Raw genomic sequence first — 22,132 nt, forward strand, 5'->3', positions numbered from 1 at the left:
TGTATTAGGCACGCCGCCAGCGTTCGTCCTGAGCCAGGATCAAACTCTCATAAAAAAATTTGAAACGATCAACGATCGTTAAGCTCTTAATTGACTTCGCTCGCATTACTGCTTGCTGTTTTGTTTTGCTTCTATCTAAATAGAAACACCTTACACTATTGGTTCGTTTGCTTGCTTTGTTCAGTTTTCAAAGGTCTAATCTGTCGTCTTAGCAACTTTTATAACTTAACATAAGCTGTTATATTATGTCAAGTCTTTTTTAATTTTTTTAAAAAATTAAATTACACTATCTTAACGACTTGATTATCATATCAACTTTTATATGATGCGTCAATAGTTTTTTTCGTTTTCATAGAATAAAAAATGGTTCTTCAGTTAGTTTCCAATTGTTATTCTTTTTCTTGATAGGTTATCTATCAAAAAGAAGGCATACCTTCAATATTAAATTTTTGTACGATACGCTGAAAATGTTTGAAATCTTCCCAAACATAATCAAGCGGTAATTGCATGTCAACGTGTTCTTGTGTTGCTTCAAATACAAATAAGGGTACGCTTTGTCCTTTAATTACACCATTAGTTAATTCTAATAGGGCTAAATGCGTAACATCCAATTGAACTTCTTGTTTTAACCGTTCTAAGATACTTGCAAGTCCAGTCTTTTCTGGCTGGGCAATTGCGGAAACTAAATGTTGTTCATTTTGACATTTATTGACTAAAAATTTTTTCGTTCCATCGGACATTGTTAACATAATGGTACCGGCAATAATTTTTTCTGACATCTAATCCACTCCATCTCTACGGTTTAGTTCCTATTCTTCTAACATTTCTAATGCTTCGTCAATCCAGATTGGCAAAGTCATCTCGATTGAGTAAAATCCAATTTTTTTATTTTTATTGGTAAAGTATCGTTTTCGACGATTCAGCACTTGTACGAATTGCTCTTCTAACGTCCGTCTTGATAAGCTGATTTTTTTTGTATAAAAATCAATATCAATCACTTGTACTCTTACTTCGTCTCCAACTTGTAATACTTCGTGAATGTTTTTAGTAAATCCTGATTGAATCTCTGAAACATGAATCAACCCTTGTGTTTGATCATCTAATGCCACAAATGCACCATAAGGCTGAATTCCAGTTATTTTTCCATTAACAACTTGACCAATTTTATATGTCATCGTCTCACCTCGTTATCGTTTTATATTATACCGCATAATATGAAAAAAAAAAGTAAACGTCGATGAAAATTTGACGTTTACTTTTTCAATTAAGAAAATACTTTAGATTACTCGCTGATTTCTATGCCTTCGATCACCACATCGTAAACTGGACGATCTTGAGGGCCACGCTGAACGCCTTCGATTGCTTCAACAGTATCCATACCGTCGATCACATGGCCAAATACAGTATGACGGAAGTCTAACCAAGGTGTACCACCATTTTGGTAAGCTTCAACTACTTCAACTGGATATCCAGCATTTTCCATTTGACTCATCATATTTGAAGGAACAGATTTGTTGCTAACAACAAAGAATTGGCTACCATTTGTATTTGGTCCTGCGTTTGCCATTGATAACGCCCCGCGCAAGTTAAATAGTTCTGGTGTAAACTCATCTTCAAATTTTTCACCATAAATGCTCTCGCCACCCATACCTGTTCCAGTCGGATCGCCACCTTGAATCATAAAATCAGGAATAACACGATGGAAAATAACGCCATCATAAAATCCTTTCTTTGCTAACTCAATAAAGTTTTTTACCGCTTTTGGTGCAAGTTCAGGAAATAGTTGAATCGTAATATCTCCTTTGTTTGTATGAACTGTAGCTTTTGGTCCAGTTTGTTCTGCTAAATGTAACTGTGGGAATTGTGCCAAAATTGTTGCCTCCTTGAAATTTCAAATATGCTTCTATCATATCAGAAAACGAAAAAAATGCCACTAATGAAATTCTTTGTTATAATCCAATTATTGTAACTGAAAGGAGTTTGATCCATTTTATGGAAATTTACGATTTAACAATCGTTGGTGCTGGACCTGTCGGCATGTTTGCTGCATTTTATGCTGGAATGCGAAATGCAAAAACAAAAATTATCGATACATTACCTCAACTAGGAGGGCAGCTTGCGACACTTTATCCAGAAAAATATATTTATGATATTCCTGGATTTCCCAAAGTCAAAGCTGGCGAATTAGTGCAAAATTTAGAAAAACAACTCCAAACGTTCAATCAAACGTATTGTTTAGAAGAAGAAGTCCTTCAACTTACTAAAGAAGAAGACTATATCGAAATTACAACGAATAAAACGACACACTATTCAAAAGCAGTCATTTTGGCTTTAGGTAACGGTTCTTTCCAACCTCGAAAACTAAGTTTACCTAATGCCGAAGACTTTGAAAACCTAGGTATCGATTATTATGTCCCAGATATCATGAAATATGCTGGAAAAAAAGTGGCGATTGCCGGTGGTGGCGATTCAGCGATCGATTGGGCATTAATGTTGGAGCCGATCGCAGCTTCCGTCTATCTGATCCATCGTCGAAAAGAATTTCGTGCGCATGAACATAGTGTTTCCCAACTGATGAAGTCTAACGTCCATCTGCTTACACCATACATTTTAGAAAGCGTATCGGGAAATCGTCGGTTGGAATCGATTGGACTTTCAGAGGTCAAAGGTGACGAAACGATTGCACTTGAAGTCGATCATTTGATCGTAAACTACGGTTTTAGTTCTTCGTTAAATGTCAAAAACTGGGGCATGAATAGTACACGACAAGGAATTACGGTCTCTTCTGATATGCAAACATCACTTCCTGGTGTATATGCTTGTGGTGATGTATCCATATATGACGGAAAAGTGAAATTAATTGCCACTGGCTTTGGTGAAGCACCTACTGCTGTCAATAATGCGTTACATTATATCGACCCTAAAAATCGAACGCAGCCAATGCACAGTACAAGTTTATTTCAAAAATAAAACAATGAGGCTGCAGTAAAAGTAAATAGCTCCGAAAAATAAGCCGAATCATTTTCGATAATAGGTCCACCTATTTCGGTAATGATTCGGCTTATTTTTTTAAAGAGTCTTTTCTGGAACAACAATTATCTTTTTTTAGAGGATGTGACAGACTTCTCTCACGCCCTCTATTGTATTATAAAAATTCTGCATGCCATTCAACAATTGCTTGCTCTATTTTTTCTAATAACGCTGCAGGTGTTGCCGCACTGATCCGTTTGCCTTCGAACATACAAAAAAAGACTTGTGCACAAATACTGCATTCGCTCATACAACCATACGTCATTACTTCAACATCATCTCTTAACTCTAATGCCTCCACAGTTAAATGGTTGCCCTGATTTATATTTGATTCACAAAATTCTACTAAAGGTAACATTTTTTCACCACAATTCTTTGAAGGTTTTTCAAAAGTAGTATACCATGAAGAAAAGAAAGATTCGAAAATTTGAGAGGATGAAACAAATGACCATCACCCAAAGTCAATTAGAAGACAAAGCCAGAGCATTATTAATCGAACGCGGTGTCCACGTCAAGGATATCGCTGAACTCGTTTTCTTTTTACAAGAAGCTTATATTAATGATCTATCCTTAGAAGTGTGCATGTTAAGCGTAGATGCTGTTTTAAGTAAACGTGAAGTCCAAAATGCCATCTTAACAGGAATCCAACTTGATATATTCGCTGAAAACAAACAATTGATGGCTCCTTTACAAGACATCATCGCGCAAGATGAAGGGCTATATGGTATCGATGAAATTTTATCCTTTGCCATCGTGAATGTCTATGGATCGATTGGTTTTACCAACTATGGCTACATCGATAAAGTCAAACCTGGTATTCTAGCAAAACTAAACGATCATACACAACCACATATCCACACCTTTTTAGACGATATCGTAGGTGCGATTGCCGCAGCTGCTGCTAGTCGATTAGCCCATCAGCAGCCTTAAAAAAGCAAGCAGTTCAAAAAAATAAGCCGAATCATTATCGAGAATGTTTTCACATTTTTCAGTAATGACTCGGCTTATTTTTAATTTTTAAAGAGATGCCAACTTTTGTTACATCCTATTTTAACGTTTTCGCTGTACTGACCAGCGTCCAAAAAGATAAAAGAGTAAAAAGAACCCTTCTAAACAAACGAAAAATAAGACAAAACAAGCAAAAAAGAAGGTCTCTGGTAATACATTGATAATCGGATCGGTTCTTGGATCAAAGACCCAATCGGCATTACGAAACAATAGTTCGTGAAACGTAATAAAAAAGCGATCAAATCCCGCAACCATCAAACAAGCAATGACAAAAGGAATCACCATCGCAACTTGCATGGGGCGGATAAACTGCCATTCAGAACGCGTTCGAACCAACTGATAAACAAACCAAATCGTCGGAACAAGCGTGATAATAAATACAAGATGATTCACAAAAAAGAGTTGCTTCACATCAACAAAATGTTGCAAGCCACTTTCAGACATTGGAAAAGAAGCAAGCGACAGGGTGCGTACCCATGGGAAATTGAGATAGGCCAACAACTGATGATACTCTTGAAGCAATTCAGCTTTAGAGAGTGTCGTGACAGTCGTCAAGTGTTCACGGTCGATTGTGATTCGATACAACCATGTGCTATTGATCGTAATTAAAATCGCAGTCGATACCAACGTCAAATACAAGGAAACCCACTGAAAAAACCGTACTACACGATTCATCACACGTTCCACTCGTCTAATGAATCCATTACATAGGTAGGTGCTAAAGGCAAGGTTGGCACAGCTGCTTTTGGTGTGAATCCAGATAAAACAAGCAACGTGTCCACTCCATTGTCTAAACCTGCTCGAATATCGGTTTCATAATTATCGCCTACCATCAATGCTTCACTTGGGAGACAACCTAATCGAGCCAAAGCTTTTTCCATAATGATGGCTTCTGGTTTTCCAATAAAGATCGGTTTGGTTTGTGTCGCCGTTTCTACAAACGAAATCAATGCGCCTGCTCCTGGCATTAAGCCTTGTTCAGTCGGAATATTTTTATCAGGATTGGTTCCAATGAAGACTGCCCCATTTTGGATCGCCAATACAGCAGTAGCTAGTTGAGCATACGTCACTTGCGCGTCTAATCCGACGACGACAAAAGAAGGGGTCTTTTCTTCTATTGCATATCCGGCTTTTATAATCGCTTCTTTTAAACCAGATTCTCCAATGACGTATGCTGTTTTAGGTTTGTCTCGTTCGTTCATAAAATCGATCGTCGCTAAAGTTGCAGTATAAACCAAATCACTCGCTACGTGGATATCAAATTCATTTGCTAATCGAGCTGCAACAGTTTCTGGAGTTTTGGTTGTATTGTTTGTGACAAATAAGAATGGTGTATTCGTTGCTTGCAACCGTTCAATAAATCGCTTGCCAGCTGAAATCGGCTCTTTCCCTAAATAAATCGTCCCATCTAAATCGATTAAATACCCTTTATATCGCATATGCTACTCCTCTCTTTTCCGAATCGTAAATTTTTTCGTATTCGTTTTTTCAGATGTCGTTGTTTTCGTTCTCACTTGCGCCTTAGTCGTCGTTTTGGTTTTTGTTGTTTTTTTGACAGGAGCTTTTTTTTCAGCAACATGCGCTTGATTTTTTGTTTGTTTTTTCTTTGTTTTTTTCGTATTGGTTTTATGTTTGCGACGGCCAACTCGCTCTAACACAAAATAGGCACAACCAAAATTACAATATTCATACAAATAATCTTCTAGTGTATCGATTCGTTGATCTGGAAGTGCCCGCTTATTGTTTGTGTCGAAAAAGCCTTTTAAGCGCAATTGGTCATATCCCCAATCTCCGACGATAAAATCATATCGCGATAGCACTTCACTATAACGATTGGCTGCTTTTTCTAAATCAAATGCTTCACGGTAATCAACTACGACGCGATATAATCTGCCGGATAATAAAATATCCGTTTCATTGACACGTTCAAAGGTCGTTCCTTTAGCTGTTTTTTGTTCTTCAACTGGCTCTTCAATAATTTCTTCTAAAATCGCTGTTAATTCTTCTGTTAATTGATTTTCTTCTGACATTCTCTCACCTCTTTAGCTTTTGTCGATTGGAAAATAGCACGATAACCCATTGGCAACTACAGTACGTAAAAATTCAGGGAATAAAAAGGTCACTTCACCTGCCAATTCAATCGTTGGAAAAAACGGAATGAACATAAAATGATCTACCGTAGTCAGTGTATAACGTTTATTAGGATCGATTGGGTGTTGATCGATCGATCCTTCTTGTGTATTCGCATCATAATCAAGCCCTAAATAGTGAACCTCACCAAACAGTTTGCCACGAAAGCCCATACCTTTGATTGGATAGTGTTTTAAAAACAAACGATTTTTCTCGATTTCACGGACAAGACGGACCACATCACTTCCGCGTAATGTGACACGAATCAAACGCATTGGATGAGGCAGAATGCGGTGAAGATCAGCTTTTGTAATCACCCCTTGAGGTAAATCGTCCAAAAACAACCCTGAATTGACTAAACTGATCGCCGTATCACCACGCTGTGCCATTGCTTGTAGTGCATATGGATAAATGAGATGCTCGCCTTTTTCACGAGTTAATGGAAACGGTAAATCAGCAACCACCTCTTGTTCAAGCAATTGAACGCCTTGGTCAAACCAAGAGTTGATCTGGATTTGATCTTCTGATTGTTCTACAAGTGATTCCGTTAAAAACGTGGTCGCCTTAGAAGATAATTTTTGCTTGTTATCAGCAAATGTGACCTCAACTTCACCTACATAATAGCCAAATTTTCCTGCCGCGGCTAGTTGTGTCTGTTTGATCTTTTTTCCTTCTTTAAATAAGTGATGGGTATGAGAACCCAAAATCAGATCGATTTGCTCAAATTCGTGTGCAATCTGATCATCTGCTTCAATCCCTAAATGACTCAATAACACAACATAGTCAGCTTGTTCTGAAATTTCGGGAATACATTTTCTCAATGTTTCGATTGGATCAAGTACGTCCCAACCATTTGGCTGATACGTCAATGGAAACGGCGCAGTCACCCCGATTACACCAACAGTGATCCCAATATTCGTTGGGATCGTCAAATAAGGTTTGACCCAACTTGGTCGTTTTTTTGTCTGCTGATCGATCAAATTTGCTAATACGACTGGAAAATTAGCTTGATCGTATAAATGATCTAACACATCGTGACTATTGCCAATCCCCTCATTATTTCCCAAAGTGACCGCATCATAGTGTATCTCATTCATCAACTCAATATTGGCTTTTCCATCAGTCGCTTCGGTTAAAGGGTGCCACCGATCTAAAAAATCACCTAAGTCAACTATCAAAACGGCTTCGTTTGCTTGTGTTTCTTGTTTTTTTTGAATGAATCGTTTTATTTTAGGCCAATTCTCAAAGTGAGAATGAAGATCATTGGTATGGATAATCCTTAATTTATCAGGCATGTTCTTCGCCTACTTTCTAATTCATACTGCCTAAATTTTGTCACATGTTCCTCGCAAAGTCAAAAGAATAAAAAAACTGAGAACAATCGGATGATTGCTCCCAGTTTTTCGTTATGTAATCAGACACATGAAGACACCTGCTTAGTGCTGCTTCCTTCCAGACCTGACACAATTCACAAGGCCTCCATTGTCCTAGCCTTTCGGCACTACTTATTATAACGGAAGCTCTATCGAATTACTAGTCTTTTTTAGCTTTTTTTTACGTTGCCGTAATTCTCGAAAAAAGTCAGTCAATAATGCACTACACGTTTCACCTAAAATCCCTGCTTCCACATAGCTCCAGTGATTGAACCGTTCGTCTATCGATAAATTTAATAAACTACCACTAGCACCGCCTTTAGGATCAAATGCGCCAAAATAGATCTCTTCTACTCGAGCCAGCATCGTCGCACCAGCACACATTGGACAAGGTTCTAGCGTCACAAATAACTGCGCTTTTTCTAAACGCCAGCTCCCGACCGCTTCACAAGCTTGTGCGATCGCGATCATTTCTGCATGCATCGTGGCATTTTGTGTCGTTTCTCGCAAGTTGTGTCCACGACCAATGACTTCTTGATCTAAAACGACGACGGCTCCGATTGGCACCTCATGTAGTTGTTGTGCTTTTTTAGCTTCTAACAAAGCTTCTTGCATAAAGTGCTCTTTTTGTGTTTGGGTTAATGTGCTGCTCTTTTCCATTGATACACTCCTATACCTAAAAAACTGAGGTGCATGTCTGCACCTCAGTTATCTTAAAAGATTTGATTAAAAAAATCTTGTAATTTCTCTTTCGCATCTTCTGCATGTGCAGCTGCTTCTTTTTTACCAGATTTTACTTTTTTACTTAATTGCATCACATAATCTAATTCTTCATCGTCTAATTTGTCGACAACATTCAATAATGTTTCATTACCGCCAAATTTATCTGAAACAAATTTTTTCACTTTGCACCGATTGGTCATATAACGACCTTTCGTTAGTAGTTTTTCTGAAGCAATTGCTGCAGTAGCTACCCCAGCGATTGCCACAAGCCCTAAGCCTAAAGATACTTTAGTTGCTGCTTTCATCTTGTTCATCCTCTCTGTTTTTGCGCTTATTTCTATCTCAATCATAACACGAATAACAAAAAAGCCCTACTATTTCGATCAGTTGCGACGGTTGTTTGCGATCATAATCAAACGAATCAATTGCAGTAGGGTTGTGATCGCTGCTGCGACGTACGTCAATGCGGCAGCAAACAACACTTTACGTGCCATCGGCAATTCTTCTTTAGTCAACAAGCCACCTTCACCTAAAATTTTCAAGGCACGTCTTGAAGCATCAAACTCGACAGGCAACGTCACCACTTGAAATAAAAAGGCCATCGAAAAAGCAACGATCCCTAAATTGATCAATAAAGGAAAACTAAAAATCAAGCCGAACATGATCATCGGAATCGATATCGTCGATCCTAAGTTAGCGGCTGGTACGATTGCTGCTCGAATTCGCATCGGTTTGTAATCTACTGCATCTTGAACTGCATGTCCACATTCATGTGCGGCAACCCCGATTGCTGCGACTGAGGTCGATCGTGCAGTCGATTTAGATAAACTGAGTATTTTATTTCCTGAATTGTAATTATCTGTCAAATCGCCGGCAATACTTTGGACACCGACTTTATGAATCTGTTGATTTTGCAAGATATACTCGGCAGCGTCTGTTCCAGTAACTTGATGCTGGCTTTTGATCTTATCATATTTACGAAACGTACTATTGACATAGGCGGACGAAGCCAGCGAAATCGCCATCCCAATAAAGACTAAAGATAGTGTAAACCAATTGTCTAACCAATAAATCATGGTATCTCTCTCCTTATTTGTTTTCTTTATTTTAGCATGACTTGACTATTTCGCGTACGTTTTCAGACTACCTAAGGAAATTTTTAGACATTTAGATCTTCATCACAAATATCACCTGAAACGACTCGTGTTGTTTCACCACGTAAAAAGAGCTCATCGCCTAACACTTCTACTTGCAACAATCCACCTAGTGTTTCTAAAGTCACGATTCCTTTTACTTTTTTACGCTTGATCAACGTTAGTGCCGTAGCACCTGATCCTGTACCACAAGCTAGCGTAAAGCCTTCTACACCGCGCTCAAAGGTACGAATCAAAACATTGCCATTTGCCAATTGTTGATAAAAATTCACATTTGTCCCTTTTTCTAGTCGTGACCAGTGACGTAATGTTTGTGCAAGCGGAAGTAACTCTTCTAATGGTGTATCTTGTAATCGATCAAACTCGACAATTACATGCGGAAGTCCGGGATTTCCTAATTCGACATACGAAAGCTCTGACACTTCAGGAATCTCCCAATCGTAGACTTCTTTTGTTGCTGTATTCAACTGTACTTGATACGTTCGCTCATCGATCCGAATAGCGGGCACATCACCGGCGACCGTTTCAATGACCATAGTAGCTTTCGCTAATCGATGTTCATAAGCGTAGCGCGCCAAACAACGTGCTCCATTCCCACACATCTCCGCTTCTGTTCCATCTGCATTAAAAAAGATCATGCGAAAATCGCCACCGTGTTGTGCGTGATCGACAACCATCACCGCGTCAGATCCTACAGACACACGACGTTGACAAACTTGTTTTGTGATTGCTACTAGTTGTTCATAGGTATATCCTAAATCAATATTATTTAAAATAATGAAATCATTACCGGTACCTTGATATTTCTCAAATGGGATGTTCATCTTATCCTCCTTATTGTAAATGGCTCGGGATGCGCTCATTTTGGATCACTTGTGCATAACTTTGACGTTCGACTACAAGTGCAGCTCGACCTTCTTTGACAAATACTGCTGCTGGAATCTGAATTTTATTGTAGTTGCTTGCCATAGAGTACCCGTAAGCACCAGTAGTAAATGTCGCAAAAATATCTCCTGTCTCAACTGGTGGTAACTGGACGTCTTTCATCAAGATATCCGTACTTTCACAGATTTTCCCTGAAATCGTCACCACTTCACTTGCTGGTTGTTGGTATTTATTGGCAATACAACCTTCGTATTGTGCATGATACAGACCTGGTCTAATGTTATCTGTCATCCCACCATCAATCGAAGCATAAGTCCGAATTCCTGGAAGAGTCTTAATTGCACCGATCGTATGCAAACTAATGCCTGCTTCAGCTACGATGCTGCGACCGGGTTCGATTACGATCGTTGGACGATATAAGTTGTGTTGCTGACAAAAGGCAATCGTTTTTTCCATCAATGGATGTAAAAAGTAAGAAAACGGCTGCCGAATATCGTCTTTTGTATAGCGTACGCCAAATCCCCCACCGTAATTCAATTCTTTTACCGTATAGCCTAGTGTATCATGGATTTTTTTCACTAAATCAAGCGCGACTTGTGCCGCAGCTAAATGCGTTTGATTTTCAGCAAGTTGGCTACCAATATGAAAATGGATACCGTAAAAATCGATCTCTGGCGCATCGATAGCTTCTTTGATCAAGGGCAGTAAAATCGTTTCATCTAGTGGAATCCCAAATTTGGAATCTTTTTGGCCAGTTGAGATATATTCATGTGTATGAACACTGATTTCTGGTGTGATTCGAAATAAGATCTTTGCGGTTTTTTGTTTTTCTTTACATAAGGCTTGGATCAACTGTAATTCTTGTAACCCATCTACAATAATCCGACCGACGCCATAATCTAATGCCATTTCTAACTCTTCGATCGATTTGTTATTTCCATTGAATTCAATTTTTTCTGCTTCAAAGTCTGCTTTGATCGCAGTATACAATTCCCCGCCGCTCACGACATCTAGACATAAGCCCTCGCGCTCGACTAATCGTAACATCGCCAATGTATTAAAGGCTTTTGATGCATAAGCTACACGGACTCGCTCATATTTTTCCACAAAATCTTCACGTAATTCACGACACGCTTCAATGATTTTTGTTTCAGAAAAAACGTATAATGGGGTTTGATAAGTTTTGGCTAATTCGACTGTATCACAGCCATCAAAAATAAAATGTTCGCTCATAAGTTTACTCCTCATTGATTTAATGCAGCAATCAAGCCGACATAACACTCGACGCCACCTAATAGATTTTCTTCATTAAAATTCATTTTGCCACTATGTAATGGCCACGTATATCCTAATTCTTCATTGCGAATGCCGACAAAAAAGAATAATCCTGGAATTTGGGTTTGATACATCGAAAAATCTTCAGCTAACATATACGGTGGTGTTTCGCGATACGCTTCTTTAGCCACTGATTTTAAGGCTTCTACCATTGCCTCATCGTTATCGACTACTCGATACATATGATTAAAGATCACTTCACATTCACACCCATATCCTAAGGCGATTTGGGTCGCTAGTTGTGTGATCCGTGTCGTCATTTGGTCATAGACGCTATCGCTAAACGCACGCATCGTCCCTTCTACGACGACTTTCCCAGGGATGATATTCATCGCTTCCCCACCTGTAATCTTGCCAAATGTGATAACACCAGCTTCCATCGGACTTACATTGCGTGCAAGAATCGTATGGATCCCTTGAATGATTGCAGAAGTTGCTAAGATTGCATCTGCACCTTGTTGCGGTTGTGCACCGTGTGCGCTTTGTCCTTTGACAATCAATTGGATTTCACCATTACGAGCCATCATCGCATGAGGTTTGCACGCAATGACTCCTTCTTCAAATTCAGGAAAGACATGTAGTCCTACGATTTGTTCTACGCCAAATTCTGTCAATACATCGTCTTCAATCAACAATTGGGCGCCACCAGGTCCTTCTTCAGCGGGCTGGAACACCAAAACGATCGTCCCTTTGATCGCTTCAGGATGCAAGGTCAAATACTTGGCAAATCCTAACATCGTCGCCATGTGGCCATCGTGACCACATGCATGCATTTTCCCTGGTGTTTTTGATGCAAATTCAGCTCCAGTTTCTTCTGTTACTGGTAATGCATCGATATCCGTCCGAAAGGCTAGCGTTTTTCCAGGTTTTTCTGAGCGGAATACGGCAACTAATGCTGTATCTAGTCGCGTGTGAATTTCTGTTACGCCCATTTCAATAAGCTGTTTTTTCAAATAAGCACTTGTTTGATATTCTTTGAGTCCTAATTCAGGAATTTGGTGTAATTCGCGACGCCAATGTTGAATCATCGGAGCTAACGCTTGAACTTCTGGGCTAATTTTCATCTATTTTCTCCTTAAATCCGAATTTCTCATAGTATTCTCGTTGTTTTTTCGTTTAATCATTGATATTTTCTCATAATACAGGTTATAATTCCAATAATCTATCATTATTTTTGATTTTTTATACAAAAATGGAAAATAACAATAAAGAGTGGAATAGGATGTGTACATATGACAATTTTCGAAGGTGCGGCTGTCGCACTGATCACCCCCATGTGTGAAGACGGAAGCGTTGATTATAAGAGTTTAACTGAATTAGTCGAATGGCAAATCCAATCAGGAATCGATGCAATCGTCGCCTGTGGAACGACAGGTGAAGCGTCGACATTAATTGATGAAGAACATATCGCAGTCATCGAGGCAGTAGTAAAACAAGCAAATGGTCGAGTACCAGTCATTGGTGGGACGGGTTCAAATAACACACAACACGGAATCCATCTGTCAAAAGAAGCGCAACGCGTAGGTGCTGACGGTTTATTAGTTGTTACTCCTTATTACAATAAAGCGACAAAAACGAGTTTAGTAGCGCATTATAAAGCCATTGCGGAAAGTGTTGAGCTACCGATTTTACTTTACTCTGTTCATTCACGCACCGGGATGAACTTGGATGTCGATGCAGTTAAAGAATTGAAAAAGATCCCAAATATTGTTGGGATCAAAGAAGCCAGTAGCGATATCTCCCAAGTCGTGTCTATCGCACGTGAAGTCGATGAACACTTTGCGCTTTATTCAGGAAATGATGATCAAGTCTTACCTTTCCTATCCGTTGGCGGAAAAGGTGTAATTTCTACAATCAGCAATGTTGCACCTGCCCAAACGTCAGAAATGGTCCATGCTTATCTAGATGGCGACCTAACGAAAGCAAAAGATATGCAACTGGCACAAAAACCACTGATCGATGCGCTATTTGCTGAAGTCAATCCCGTACCAGTCAAAGCAGCTGTCGCATTGATGGATAAATGCCAAATGACGTATCGTTTGCCACTTGGTCCACCAGAAAAAACGACAATCGAACGTTTACAAAAAGAAATGACTGCTTACAACATTTTATAGGAGGACGTACATGTTATCGATTATTTTAAGTGGTGCCAATGGTCGAATGGGTCGTGTGATCCAAGAGATCGTATCACAACATGAACAGCTACAGATCGTGGCCGGGATCGATCGCCATCAAGCGGACACTCCCTTTCCACTCTACAACTCATTAGAAGAAGTCAATGAACAAGCGGATGTTATTATTGATTTTTCTCATTATAGTAATGTCGAGACATTATTAGCGACAAGTGTTCAAAAAAAATTACCGATCGTCGTCGCAACGACCGGTCTATCAGAAGATCATTTCGCCTTACTTGATCAAGCAGCAACTGACATTCCGGTTTTTTATTCAGCCAATATGTCTTTAGGAATCAATGTCTTGATCCAAGCATTAAAAACGATCACTCCTACATTAGAAGCGGATTTTGATATTGAGATCATCGAAAAACATCATAATCAAAAAAAAGATGCGCCTAGCGGAACAGCTTTACTACTAGCTGACTCGATCAATGAAACGTGTCGTCAGAAAAAGACCTATGTTTACGGCCGATCAGGTAACGAAAATGAGAACCCTCGTACAGAATTAGGAATCCATGCAGTCCGTGGAGGAACGATCCCTGGTGAACATACTGTATTATATGCTGGACTTGACGAATTGATCGAATTGAAACATACCGCATTATCACGAGATATTTTTGCCAACGGTGCTATCAAAGCTGCACAATTTTTAGCGACGCAAGCTCCTGGTCGCTACTCGATGGCAGAACTAATTACCAAAAATTAATTAAAGAGGTGACTTTATGTCAGATTTACAATTTACAGATGCGTATGCATTAGCCAAATTTATCCAACAATCTACAAAAAAAACACCGGTTAAAGCCTATATTTCCGGAGTATTAACCCTTACTGAAAAACCAAGTAATCTTCAATTATTCGGTGAAGATGCATTTCACTTAGCGATCGGCGATGCTGAAGATATCGAGAGCTTCTTAGCTGAACATGAAGCTGAGATTACGGACTATTACTTAGAAAACGACCGTCGCAATTCAGCTGTTCCCATGCTAGATATTACCAAAGTCGATGCACGAATCGAACCTGGTGCGTTTATCCGTGACCAAGCAATCATTGGAAAAAATGCCGTGATCATGATGGGAGCAGTCATCAATATCGGTGCGGTGATCGGTGAAGAAACGATGATCGACATGGGGGCTATCTTAGGCGCACGTGCTACAGTCGGAAAACGCGCACATATCGGAGCCGGAGCCGTCTTGGCCGGTGTTCTGGAGCCACCTTCAGCAAACCCCGTGATCGTCGAAGATCATGTATTAGTCGGAGCGAATGCTGTTGTATTAGAAGGCGTACGGATCGGTGAAGGGGCCGTCGTGGCCGCCGGCGCTATCGTAACCGAAGATGTTCCATCTGGTGCGGTCGTGGCCGGATCACCTGCAAAAATCATCAAGATGAAAGATGAAAAAACTACAGCTAAAACAGAATTCTTAGACGATTTACGTAAATAAATCAAAAAAACCAGCAAAGTCAATCGACTTCGCTGGTTTTTCTTTGATAGGCCATCCAATAATAAAGAATCACTTGTAGACATGTAAACATCACGACAAAAAACAAGGCGCGGATAGTCAATAATTCTTTTAAGGTGTGTAATACTTGGATTGGATGTGAAAAAAAAGTCACACTATTCAAGCGAATAAATCGACCTAAAAACACGCCAACACTCGTCAATAAAAACATCACGAGTAAATAACCTTTTTGATGACGACGTGACAAGTGATACCGTCTGCTCAAGCGCGCAAAAATTCCGCAAATACTGCGAAATCCCAGTGCCACTAAACTAAATATCCCTGCCACGACTAAAAAGTACATCGCCCAAATCCCAACAGCATCTGTCATGACGACATTAGACGTCTGATAAAATTCGATCCGACTTAAATGAATCAAATCCGTTAGTAAATAAGCATTATTCGGTAAAAACAATACATACAGTAAAAATAATACTACCTTGCTTTTTTTATGTTGCGCCCAGTTGATCCAAAAATAAATTTCAAGCGGTACATAGGCAAGCATGCTATCAATTAATAAAAAACGAATCGGCAGTCGCTCTAGATAGTAATAGGAAACAACTAGCAAGTACACGACCATACACGAGCGAATCCACCATCTTTTTCTCATCACTGTCGTTCACATCCTTACTTATCTGCTTTACGATACTGTGTGCATGCTACTAGAATTTCTCCATAGATTTCAGCGACCTCAGCTTCATCTTTGGCATTCGCTCCACTAGCAAGCGGATGTCCACCACCATGATGACGTTTTGCAATCTCATTGATTACAGGCCCTTTAGACCGAATACGTACGCGATAATACCCTTCTGGCTGTTCGACAAACAATGCCCAAGCCAACACTTCTTCGACATCTCCTGGTAAAGGCACAAGTCCAGATGTCTCACCATCGCTTACATGATAGGTTTCCAACAATTCTTTTGTTAAAATAACTTTTGCTGCACCAGTTTGATCGACTTCTAAATTCGAATAGACATAACCAGAAAGACGCGCAACTTTCAGTGGAACTTGTTGCAAAATACGGTTGATCTTTGATGCATCAAAGTCATAACAGCGTAGTTTTCCAGCAATCGCAAATGTGGCTTCGGTCGTAGCTGGATACAAAAAGCGTCCAGTATCTCCAACGATCCCAGCATACAATAAGCGAGCCGCGTTATCTGTCATCTGCAATTCGTCATGCGCAAAACAATACGATGCGATCATTTCACTACAGCTACTTGCTTTGGGATCTACCCATATCAGATCACCATAAGGTTCGTCATTTGGGTGATGATCGATTTTGATTAGTTTTTTTCCTAAATCATAACGATCGTCACTAATGCGTGGCGCATTTGCGGTATCCGTTACAATCACCAGCGCTTCTTGATACTGTTCATCACTCACCTCATCCATCGTTGCCAAAAAATCAAGGTCTCCTACTGGACCACCGACTTGATAAATCGTTTTATTTGGAAAAGAGGCGCGCAAAATCTCTGCTAAGCCCACTTGTGAACCGATCGCATCAGGATCTGGTCGCATATGACGATGGATAATGATGGTATCGTATGCTTGAATTTGGTTTAAAATCTGTTCTTGTTTCATACAACTTCCTTTCTTATGGTCGCTCCATCACTTGGCAGACGACCATCGCTTTTGCGACAAGCGAGTTTTCAATTTCGATTTCCATATCGATCTTGGCTGAACGTCGGCCTAGATCTAAAATTTGTGGTCGCAATACAAATTCACTTTCTAGTTGGATCAAACGGAAATAATGCAAGTTCACTTGTTCGATCCAAATATTTTTCCGTTGATTCGCCTTCATCGTACGTTTTGCTGCATTGGCAATGATCTCACTTAAGACACCAAATGAGATCGTCCCCATCTCATCAACCATCTGAGGCGTCACGGTAAACCGAAATTCAGGCTGATCATACCGTTTATTGTCACTATCGATTTCAACCACTTGGATCTGACCATTGATCTGATCTGAGATCGTATCTGAAACTTGCGGTTGCCTTTGGATCAACTGCATCGCTTTCATAATATCTTGCCGCGTCACGATCCCTAGTAATGTAAAGTCGTCAGCCACAACTGGCATCACTTCTAAGCCATCCCAAATCATTTGGTGACTGACAGAAGCTACACTCATTTCTTTTTTGACGATTCTTGGTTCTTTGGTCATCAAGCGCTCAATGGATTGGTGGGGATTTTTTCCTAAAATATCTTTGGCTGTCACAATCCCTACGACACGCATATTTTTATTGACGACTGGAAAGCGTGAGTGATGGCCATCTTGTGACAACTGGTGATACTCTTCCACTGTATCTTGAACCGATAGATACTGCGTCTTTTCTAATGGCATATAAATATCACTAACCAATAAGATTTCTTTTTTGATCATTTGATCGCTCAACGCTCGATTGATCATCGTCGCTACAGTAAATGTATCGTATGTCGTACGTAAAACTGGTAATGCTTGTTCATCTGCTAAACGTGCGATTTCAGGTGTGGTATCAAATCCTCCCGTAATCAGTACAGCTGCACCTTGGTTTAATGCTAGTTCTTGTGCGTTGATTCGATTTCCCACAATCATCAGTGATCCTTTTGTCACGTAACGCTTCATCGCATCGACTTGCATCGCTCCGATAACAAATTTATTTAAATGTTTTTCAAGACCCGCTACCCCACCGATAATATCAGCTTCCGTGATTTGAACCACTTCTTCAAAGGTCAAGCGTTCGATATTTTTCTTTAATTTACGTTCGATCCGAATCGTACCGACACGTTGGATCGTGGAGACTAACCCAATATTTTCAGCATCTTTAATTGCGCGATAAGCCGTTCCCTCACTGACTGATAGATCTTTAGCAATCCGACGAACGGAAATACGTTCACCTACAGGCAGACTTTCGATATGCGTTAAAATCAAGTCATGTTTAGTCGACATCAGGACACCTCGATCGTTTCACCAATTTGCATTACATAGCCATTTTGTGCTTCTAATTGTGCTACGAAGGCTTCTGGATCTTGTTTGATCGCAGGAAACGTATTGTAATGAATCGGCACTACACGTTTTGCTTGTAGTCTTTTAGCAGCCCGAGCAGCTTCTTTTGGTCCCATGGTAAAATTGTCCCCAATCGGTAAAAAGGCGCAATCGATCTCATGTTGTTCCCCGATCAAAGCCAAATCACTAAAATCCGCAGTATCACCAGCATGATAGATCGTCTTGCCATCTGCTTTGATCAAAATCCCAGCTGCTTCACCTAAATAAATCAGTTGTCCCTCTTCTTCAAGTCCAGAACTATGCAAGGCTGGTGTTAGTTGGATGCGACCAAAATCAAAATCATGACCGCCACCTAAGTTCAAACCGTGCGTCTGTTGAACGCCTTTTTGTTTCATGTACTTCATCAATTCCATCATGCCAACAATCGTAGCGTTATTTACGTTTGCCAATTCTACTGCATCGCCGATATGGTCATAATGGCCATGAGTCAATAAAATATAGTCAGGATGCAAAGTATCTAATTCGACGTCGACTAATGGATTGCCGCTGATAAAAGGATCAACAATCAAGTTGGTCCCATCATTTAAAGTAATCGCTAAAGCTGAATGTCCTAAATAAGTAATGTTCATGATGTTTTTCCCTCCATTTTTGCTACAGTTAATTGTCTAGATTATAACAGATATTTAATTTTTCGAACAACAAGATCCATTGCAACGAAAAAGACCGCCTAATTAGACGATCTTTTGGTTCTATTTACGTCGATTTCGCCCGCTCGCTTCCATAATAACAGGTAAGATAACTGGACGACGTTTTGTTTGCTCAAATAAATAACGGCTTAGTTGATCACGAATATCTTGTTTCAACTTACTCCATTCAAACTCCTCATCATGTAGATGCTTTTCAACAATCGTTTCAACCATTTCAGCACTTTCACGAATCAAATCGCGACTTGCTTTGACATAGACAAATCCTCTAGATGTGATTTGTGGCTCAGAAACGATTTTCTTTTCACGACGGTTAATCGTGACTACTGCAATGAAGATGCCATCTTCAGACAATACTTTGCGATCGCGTAACACGATGTTTCCGATATCGCCCACTCCGATACCGTCAATCATGATATTTTCAGAAGGAATCGAGCCTGCTAGACGCATCTCATGATGATTGTATTCTAAAATATCACCTTTAGCCGGTAAGAAAATATGCGACTCTTTGATACCGACAGCCATGGCCACCTCTTTATGGGCGATCATTTGACGGTATTCTCCTTGTACGGGAATTAAATAGTCTGGTTTTAACAGATTCAACAACAATTGTAGGTCACTTGGATTGGCGTGACCCGATACACGGAAATTCTCAGAAATATTTTTCACCGTAGCACCTGAGCGATAGATCATATCTTCCGTTTTCGCAACGATGGTTTCCATCGCGATCGTTGGTGTTGTTGTAATAAAGACTAAATCGCCTTCTGTGATACGTAACGTACGATGAGTGCTATTGGCCATTTTTTGCAAGGCCTTGATCGGTTCGCCCATCCGACCAGTTTCTAAGATCAACAACTGCTCTGGTGCATATTGTTTCATTTCTTTTTGTGTTACAAAGATGTCCTCTTCAGGAACGTGCAGACGATTCAGTTTGATTGCTGTTCGAATGATCTTTCCAAAATCTTGACCAGTCAGCACAACTTTGCGATTAGATTTTGCAGCTGCGTCTAATACTTGTTGGACCCTCTGTAAATTACTAGCGACACAAGCAACAATGATTCGACCTTCCCAATACTTGATCGTATCGTAGACTTCTTCTGCAATTTGCGCTTCTGAAGCGACTTGCATTGGATTTTCAGCATTGCTTGATGTACTTAATAAAGCCAAGACATGGTCACGACCAATTTCTGCTAAACGTGCAAAATCCGTTTGATACATCGGTAACGCTGCTTGGTCAAATTTGAAATCTCCCGTATATACGATTGAGCCTTCTTTAGTCTTTAAACTGATCCCAACTGAATCTGGAATCGAATGTGTTGTTTTAAAGAAACTGATCACCATACTGCCAAAATCGATTTCTGTGTGCGCATCGATCACATGAAAGTCTTTGAATTTTTTTGTTGCGACTTGTCGATGGACGATCAATTTTGCTAATTCGATCGTTAATTCAGTCCCAAACACCGGTACTGGTACGCGTTCTAGTAAATACGGCAATGCGCCGATCGCATCTGCATGTCCATGAGTTAAAAAGACTCCAGCCACACGGTCACGATTTTCTTCAAGATACGTAAAGTCAGGAATCACCGTATCGATTCCAAGTAATTCATTTTCTGGATAACGTAATCCACAATCCAGTACAAAAATATCGTTTTCCACTTCCGCAATGTATAAATTTTTCCCGTTCTCACGGACACCACTTAGCGGGATGATTTTGATTTCACTCAAAAAAGTTCACCTCTTCTATCTATTTTATCTACTTCATGTTCAACTTGGTCCCATGAGTCTATCACATCCATTATACAACAAAAAAAAGAAAAGCGCGGTTTTCCCGACACTTTTCTAAAAAATTTAAGGGACATGAACTAAATCCATCTCGTGTAGTGCTTCAGCGATTTGCACGCTATTGGCTGCAGCACCCTTTAATAAGTTGTCTGATACGACCCAAAGATGGAGGCCATTTTTAACATCTAGATCTTTTCTGATCCGTCCGACAAACGTTTCTGTTTGGTCAGCTGAAAAGATGGCTTGTGGATACAATTGTTGACTTGGATCATCTTGCACGATAACACCAGGTGCATCTGTCAACCACTGACGAACGTCTGAAACATCCGCTACAACATCTGTTTCAATATAAACGGATTCTGAATGTCCCTTCACTACTGGAATTCGGACACAAGTCGCAACCACTTGGATCGTGTCATCTTCCATGATTTTTTTCGTTTCATTGACCATTTTCATCTCTTCATACGTATAATCATTGTCTGTAAAGACATCGATTTGTGGTAACGCATTGAAGGCGATTGGGTAATGTTTTTTATCCCCACCGCTTGGTAAGATAGTTGTTTGCCACTGTTCGACAGGTTCTTCATTTAAATAAGATTGCGCCTGTGTTTTTAATTCTTCGATCGCTCTTGCACCAGCACCAGAGACTGCTTGATAAGTCGATACGATAATCCGTTTTAATCCAACTTGTTGACGGATCGGCTCTAGCGCAACCATCATCTGGATCGTTGAACAGTTTGGATTGGCAATGATTCCATTATGTGTAGAAAGTGCGTGCGCATTGACTTCTGGAACAACTAACGGGACATTTGGATCCATTCTAAAGAAACTGGTATTGTCAACGACAACTGCTCCGCGTTTGACTGCTTCAGGAGCAAATTGTTTTGAAATCCCCCCACCAGCACTAAACAATGCAAGATCGACACCGGTAAATGATTCAGCTACTAATTCTTGAATCGTCAATTCTTCACCGCGAAAGGTTCTTGTTTGACCTGCTGAACGTTTTGATGCTAATAAAACAACTTCTTTGATTGGTAAAATTGATAATTCTAACATTTGGATCATTTGTGTTCCGACAGCACCAGTCGCTCCCACAACGGCTACAGTATAACTTTTACTCATATGGACACTCCTTAAGATGAAAACTTTTTAATCATTCTATCACATTTTCTTTTCTGATAAGTCAAAAATACGAAAAAAAGCAGAAAGTTTCCTTTCTGCTTTTTAAGGCTCTATACTTTTTGATGTTGGTGGATGACACCAGCATCTTTTTTATTTTGAAAAACAATAGAAAAGACACCTTGAAATCCTTTAGAATTAATTTGACGAACCAATCCAAAAGGAGGAATCAAGAT

25 protein-coding genes and 1 other RNA gene are annotated in these 22,132 nt (G+C 39.9%); 5 read left to right on the plus strand and 21 right to left on the minus strand.

The annotated features are described in order from the left end of the window. Positions 1 to 416: 416 nt before the first annotated feature. The 3 genes from ACWOEC_RS10615 to ACWOEC_RS10625 all read right to left on the minus strand — a co-directional run bounded on the left by ACWOEC_RS10615 (position 417) and on the right by ACWOEC_RS10625 (position 1,870). Positions 417 to 779: a hypothetical protein gene (locus tag ACWOEC_RS10615; RefSeq protein ID WP_297076759.1), complete on the minus strand. Its 363-nt coding sequence runs from the start codon at positions 777 to 779 to the stop codon at positions 417 to 419. 30 nt (positions 780 to 809) lie between these two features. Further along, entirely contained in the window at positions 810 to 1,175 is a 366-nt protein-coding gene (locus tag ACWOEC_RS10620) for a CvfD/Ygs/GSP13 family RNA-binding post-transcriptional regulator (protein ID WP_297076757.1), read from the minus strand. A gap of 107 nt (positions 1,176 to 1,282) precedes the next feature. Next, on the minus strand, positions 1,283 to 1,870 hold the full coding sequence (locus tag ACWOEC_RS10625) for a peptidylprolyl isomerase (RefSeq protein WP_455308095.1): 588 nt from the start codon (positions 1,868 to 1,870) through the stop codon (positions 1,283 to 1,285). A 122-nt stretch (positions 1,871 to 1,992) separates the two neighbouring features. Between ACWOEC_RS10625 and ACWOEC_RS10630 the strand changes: the two genes are divergently transcribed. Further along, positions 1,993 to 2,970 carry an NAD(P)/FAD-dependent oxidoreductase gene (locus ACWOEC_RS10630; protein WP_455308097.1) on the plus strand — a complete coding sequence of 326 codons (978 nt, stop codon included), beginning with the start codon at positions 1,993 to 1,995 and terminating at the stop codon, positions 2,968 to 2,970. Positions 2,971 to 3,145: 175 nt separating this feature from the next. Here ACWOEC_RS10630 and ACWOEC_RS10635 read toward each other — a convergent pair whose 3' ends face one another. Beyond that, a complete protein-coding gene (locus ACWOEC_RS10635; RefSeq protein ID WP_455308099.1) occupies positions 3,146 to 3,388 on the minus strand; it encodes a DUF1450 domain-containing protein in 243 nt (80 codons plus the stop codon). 86 nt (positions 3,389 to 3,474) lie between these two features. Between ACWOEC_RS10635 and ACWOEC_RS10640 the strand changes: the two genes are divergently transcribed. Next, positions 3,475 to 3,960: a phosphatidylglycerophosphatase A family protein gene (locus tag ACWOEC_RS10640; protein ID WP_455308132.1), complete on the plus strand. Its 486-nt coding sequence runs from the start codon at positions 3,475 to 3,477 to the stop codon at positions 3,958 to 3,960. 120 nt (positions 3,961 to 4,080) lie between these two features. Here ACWOEC_RS10640 and ACWOEC_RS10645 read toward each other — a convergent pair whose 3' ends face one another. The 11 genes from ACWOEC_RS10645 to ACWOEC_RS10695 all read right to left on the minus strand — a co-directional run bounded on the left by ACWOEC_RS10645 (position 4,081) and on the right by ACWOEC_RS10695 (position 12,702). Further along, a complete protein-coding gene (locus ACWOEC_RS10645) occupies positions 4,081 to 4,713 on the minus strand; it encodes a TIGR01906 family membrane protein (RefSeq protein ID WP_455308101.1) in 633 nt (210 codons plus the stop codon). Continuing rightward, positions 4,713 to 5,477 (minus strand): TIGR01457 family HAD-type hydrolase, encoded by a 765-nt coding sequence (locus ACWOEC_RS10650; protein WP_455308103.1) that lies wholly within the window; start codon positions 5,475 to 5,477, stop codon positions 4,713 to 4,715. Before ACWOEC_RS10650 ends, ACWOEC_RS10645 begins: the two co-directional genes overlap by 1 nt. A 3-nt stretch (positions 5,478 to 5,480) precedes the next feature. Next, positions 5,481 to 6,068: a YutD family protein gene (locus tag ACWOEC_RS10655; protein WP_455308105.1), complete on the minus strand. Its 588-nt coding sequence runs from the start codon at positions 6,066 to 6,068 to the stop codon at positions 5,481 to 5,483. Positions 6,069 to 6,080: 12 nt separating this feature from the next. Continuing rightward, positions 6,081 to 7,463, minus strand: a complete 1,383-nt coding sequence (locus ACWOEC_RS10660; protein ID WP_455308107.1) for a bifunctional metallophosphatase/5'-nucleotidase — start codon at positions 7,461 to 7,463, stop codon at positions 6,081 to 6,083. Positions 7,464 to 7,575: 112 nt separating this feature from the next. Next, an RNA gene (ffs, locus tag ACWOEC_RS10665) (signal recognition particle sRNA small type) lies at positions 7,576 to 7,662 on the minus strand. Positions 7,663 to 7,676: 14 nt separating this feature from the next. Further along, entirely contained in the window at positions 7,677 to 8,201 is a 525-nt protein-coding gene (gene tadA / locus ACWOEC_RS10670) for a tRNA adenosine(34) deaminase TadA (protein WP_455308108.1), read from the minus strand. A 53-nt stretch (positions 8,202 to 8,254) separates the two neighbouring features. Beyond that, entirely contained in the window at positions 8,255 to 8,569 is a 315-nt protein-coding gene (locus ACWOEC_RS10675; RefSeq protein ID WP_297076730.1) for a hypothetical protein, read from the minus strand. Positions 8,570 to 8,647: 78 nt separating this feature from the next. Then, positions 8,648 to 9,340 (minus strand): zinc metallopeptidase, encoded by a 693-nt coding sequence (locus ACWOEC_RS10680; protein WP_455308110.1) that lies wholly within the window; start codon positions 9,338 to 9,340, stop codon positions 8,648 to 8,650. Positions 9,341 to 9,423: 83 nt separating this feature from the next. After that, positions 9,424 to 10,242 carry a diaminopimelate epimerase gene (gene dapF / locus ACWOEC_RS10685; protein ID WP_455308112.1) on the minus strand — a complete coding sequence of 273 codons (819 nt, stop codon included), beginning with the start codon at positions 10,240 to 10,242 and terminating at the stop codon, positions 9,424 to 9,426. A gap of 10 nt (positions 10,243 to 10,252) precedes the next feature. Next, positions 10,253 to 11,551, minus strand: a complete 1,299-nt coding sequence (gene lysA / locus ACWOEC_RS10690) for a diaminopimelate decarboxylase (protein WP_455308134.1) — start codon at positions 11,549 to 11,551, stop codon at positions 10,253 to 10,255. After that, a complete protein-coding gene (locus ACWOEC_RS10695; protein ID WP_455308114.1) occupies positions 11,548 to 12,702 on the minus strand; it encodes a M20 metallopeptidase family protein in 1,155 nt (384 codons plus the stop codon). The genes lysA and ACWOEC_RS10695 overlap by 4 nt, the downstream gene beginning before the upstream one ends. 168 nt (positions 12,703 to 12,870) lie before the next feature. Here ACWOEC_RS10695 and dapA point away from each other — a divergent pair, with 168 nt between their 5' ends. From dapA to dapD, 3 genes are read left to right on the plus strand one after another with little or no spacing between them, the layout of a single operon-like run. Continuing rightward, a complete protein-coding gene (gene dapA, locus ACWOEC_RS10700) occupies positions 12,871 to 13,752 on the plus strand; it encodes a 4-hydroxy-tetrahydrodipicolinate synthase (RefSeq protein WP_455308116.1) in 882 nt (293 codons plus the stop codon). 10 nt (positions 13,753 to 13,762) lie between these two features. Next, entirely contained in the window at positions 13,763 to 14,518 is a 756-nt protein-coding gene (gene dapB / locus ACWOEC_RS10705; RefSeq protein WP_297076713.1) for a 4-hydroxy-tetrahydrodipicolinate reductase, read from the plus strand. A gap of 16 nt (positions 14,519 to 14,534) precedes the next feature. Next, on the plus strand, positions 14,535 to 15,251 hold the full coding sequence (gene dapD, locus ACWOEC_RS10710) for a 2,3,4,5-tetrahydropyridine-2,6-dicarboxylate N-acetyltransferase (protein ID WP_455308118.1): 717 nt from the start codon (positions 14,535 to 14,537) through the stop codon (positions 15,249 to 15,251). Positions 15,252 to 15,270: 19 nt separating this feature from the next. Here the strand turns inward: dapD and ACWOEC_RS10715 are convergent, their stop codons facing one another. The 6 genes from ACWOEC_RS10715 to ACWOEC_RS10740 all read right to left on the minus strand — a co-directional run bounded on the left by ACWOEC_RS10715 (position 15,271) and on the right by ACWOEC_RS10740 (position 21,899). Beyond that, positions 15,271 to 15,918, minus strand: a complete 648-nt coding sequence (locus tag ACWOEC_RS10715) for a DUF1361 domain-containing protein (protein ID WP_455308120.1) — start codon at positions 15,916 to 15,918, stop codon at positions 15,271 to 15,273. A 17-nt stretch (positions 15,919 to 15,935) separates the two neighbouring features. Continuing rightward, the gene (locus tag ACWOEC_RS10720; RefSeq protein ID WP_455308122.1) at positions 15,936 to 16,889 is read right to left on the minus strand and encodes a DHH family phosphoesterase; all 954 of its coding nucleotides are present in this window, start codon (positions 16,887 to 16,889) and stop codon (positions 15,936 to 15,938) included. Between the two features lie 13 nt (positions 16,890 to 16,902). After that, positions 16,903 to 18,234 (minus strand): DRTGG domain-containing protein, encoded by a 1,332-nt coding sequence (locus ACWOEC_RS10725; RefSeq protein ID WP_455308124.1) that lies wholly within the window; start codon positions 18,232 to 18,234, stop codon positions 16,903 to 16,905. Continuing rightward, positions 18,234 to 18,920 (minus strand): metal-dependent hydrolase, encoded by a 687-nt coding sequence (locus ACWOEC_RS10730; protein ID WP_455308126.1) that lies wholly within the window; start codon positions 18,918 to 18,920, stop codon positions 18,234 to 18,236. Before ACWOEC_RS10730 ends, ACWOEC_RS10725 begins: the two co-directional genes overlap by 1 nt. A gap of 120 nt (positions 18,921 to 19,040) precedes the next feature. Then, entirely contained in the window at positions 19,041 to 20,720 is a 1,680-nt protein-coding gene (locus ACWOEC_RS10735; protein WP_455308128.1) for a ribonuclease J, read from the minus strand. A gap of 123 nt (positions 20,721 to 20,843) precedes the next feature. Beyond that, positions 20,844 to 21,899, minus strand: coding sequence for an aspartate-semialdehyde dehydrogenase (locus ACWOEC_RS10740; RefSeq protein WP_455308130.1), 1,056 nt, complete (start codon positions 21,897 to 21,899; stop codon positions 20,844 to 20,846). Positions 21,900 to 22,132: the final 233 nt, after the last annotated feature.

It is taken from the genome of Enterococcus bulliens (assembly GCF_053761865.1).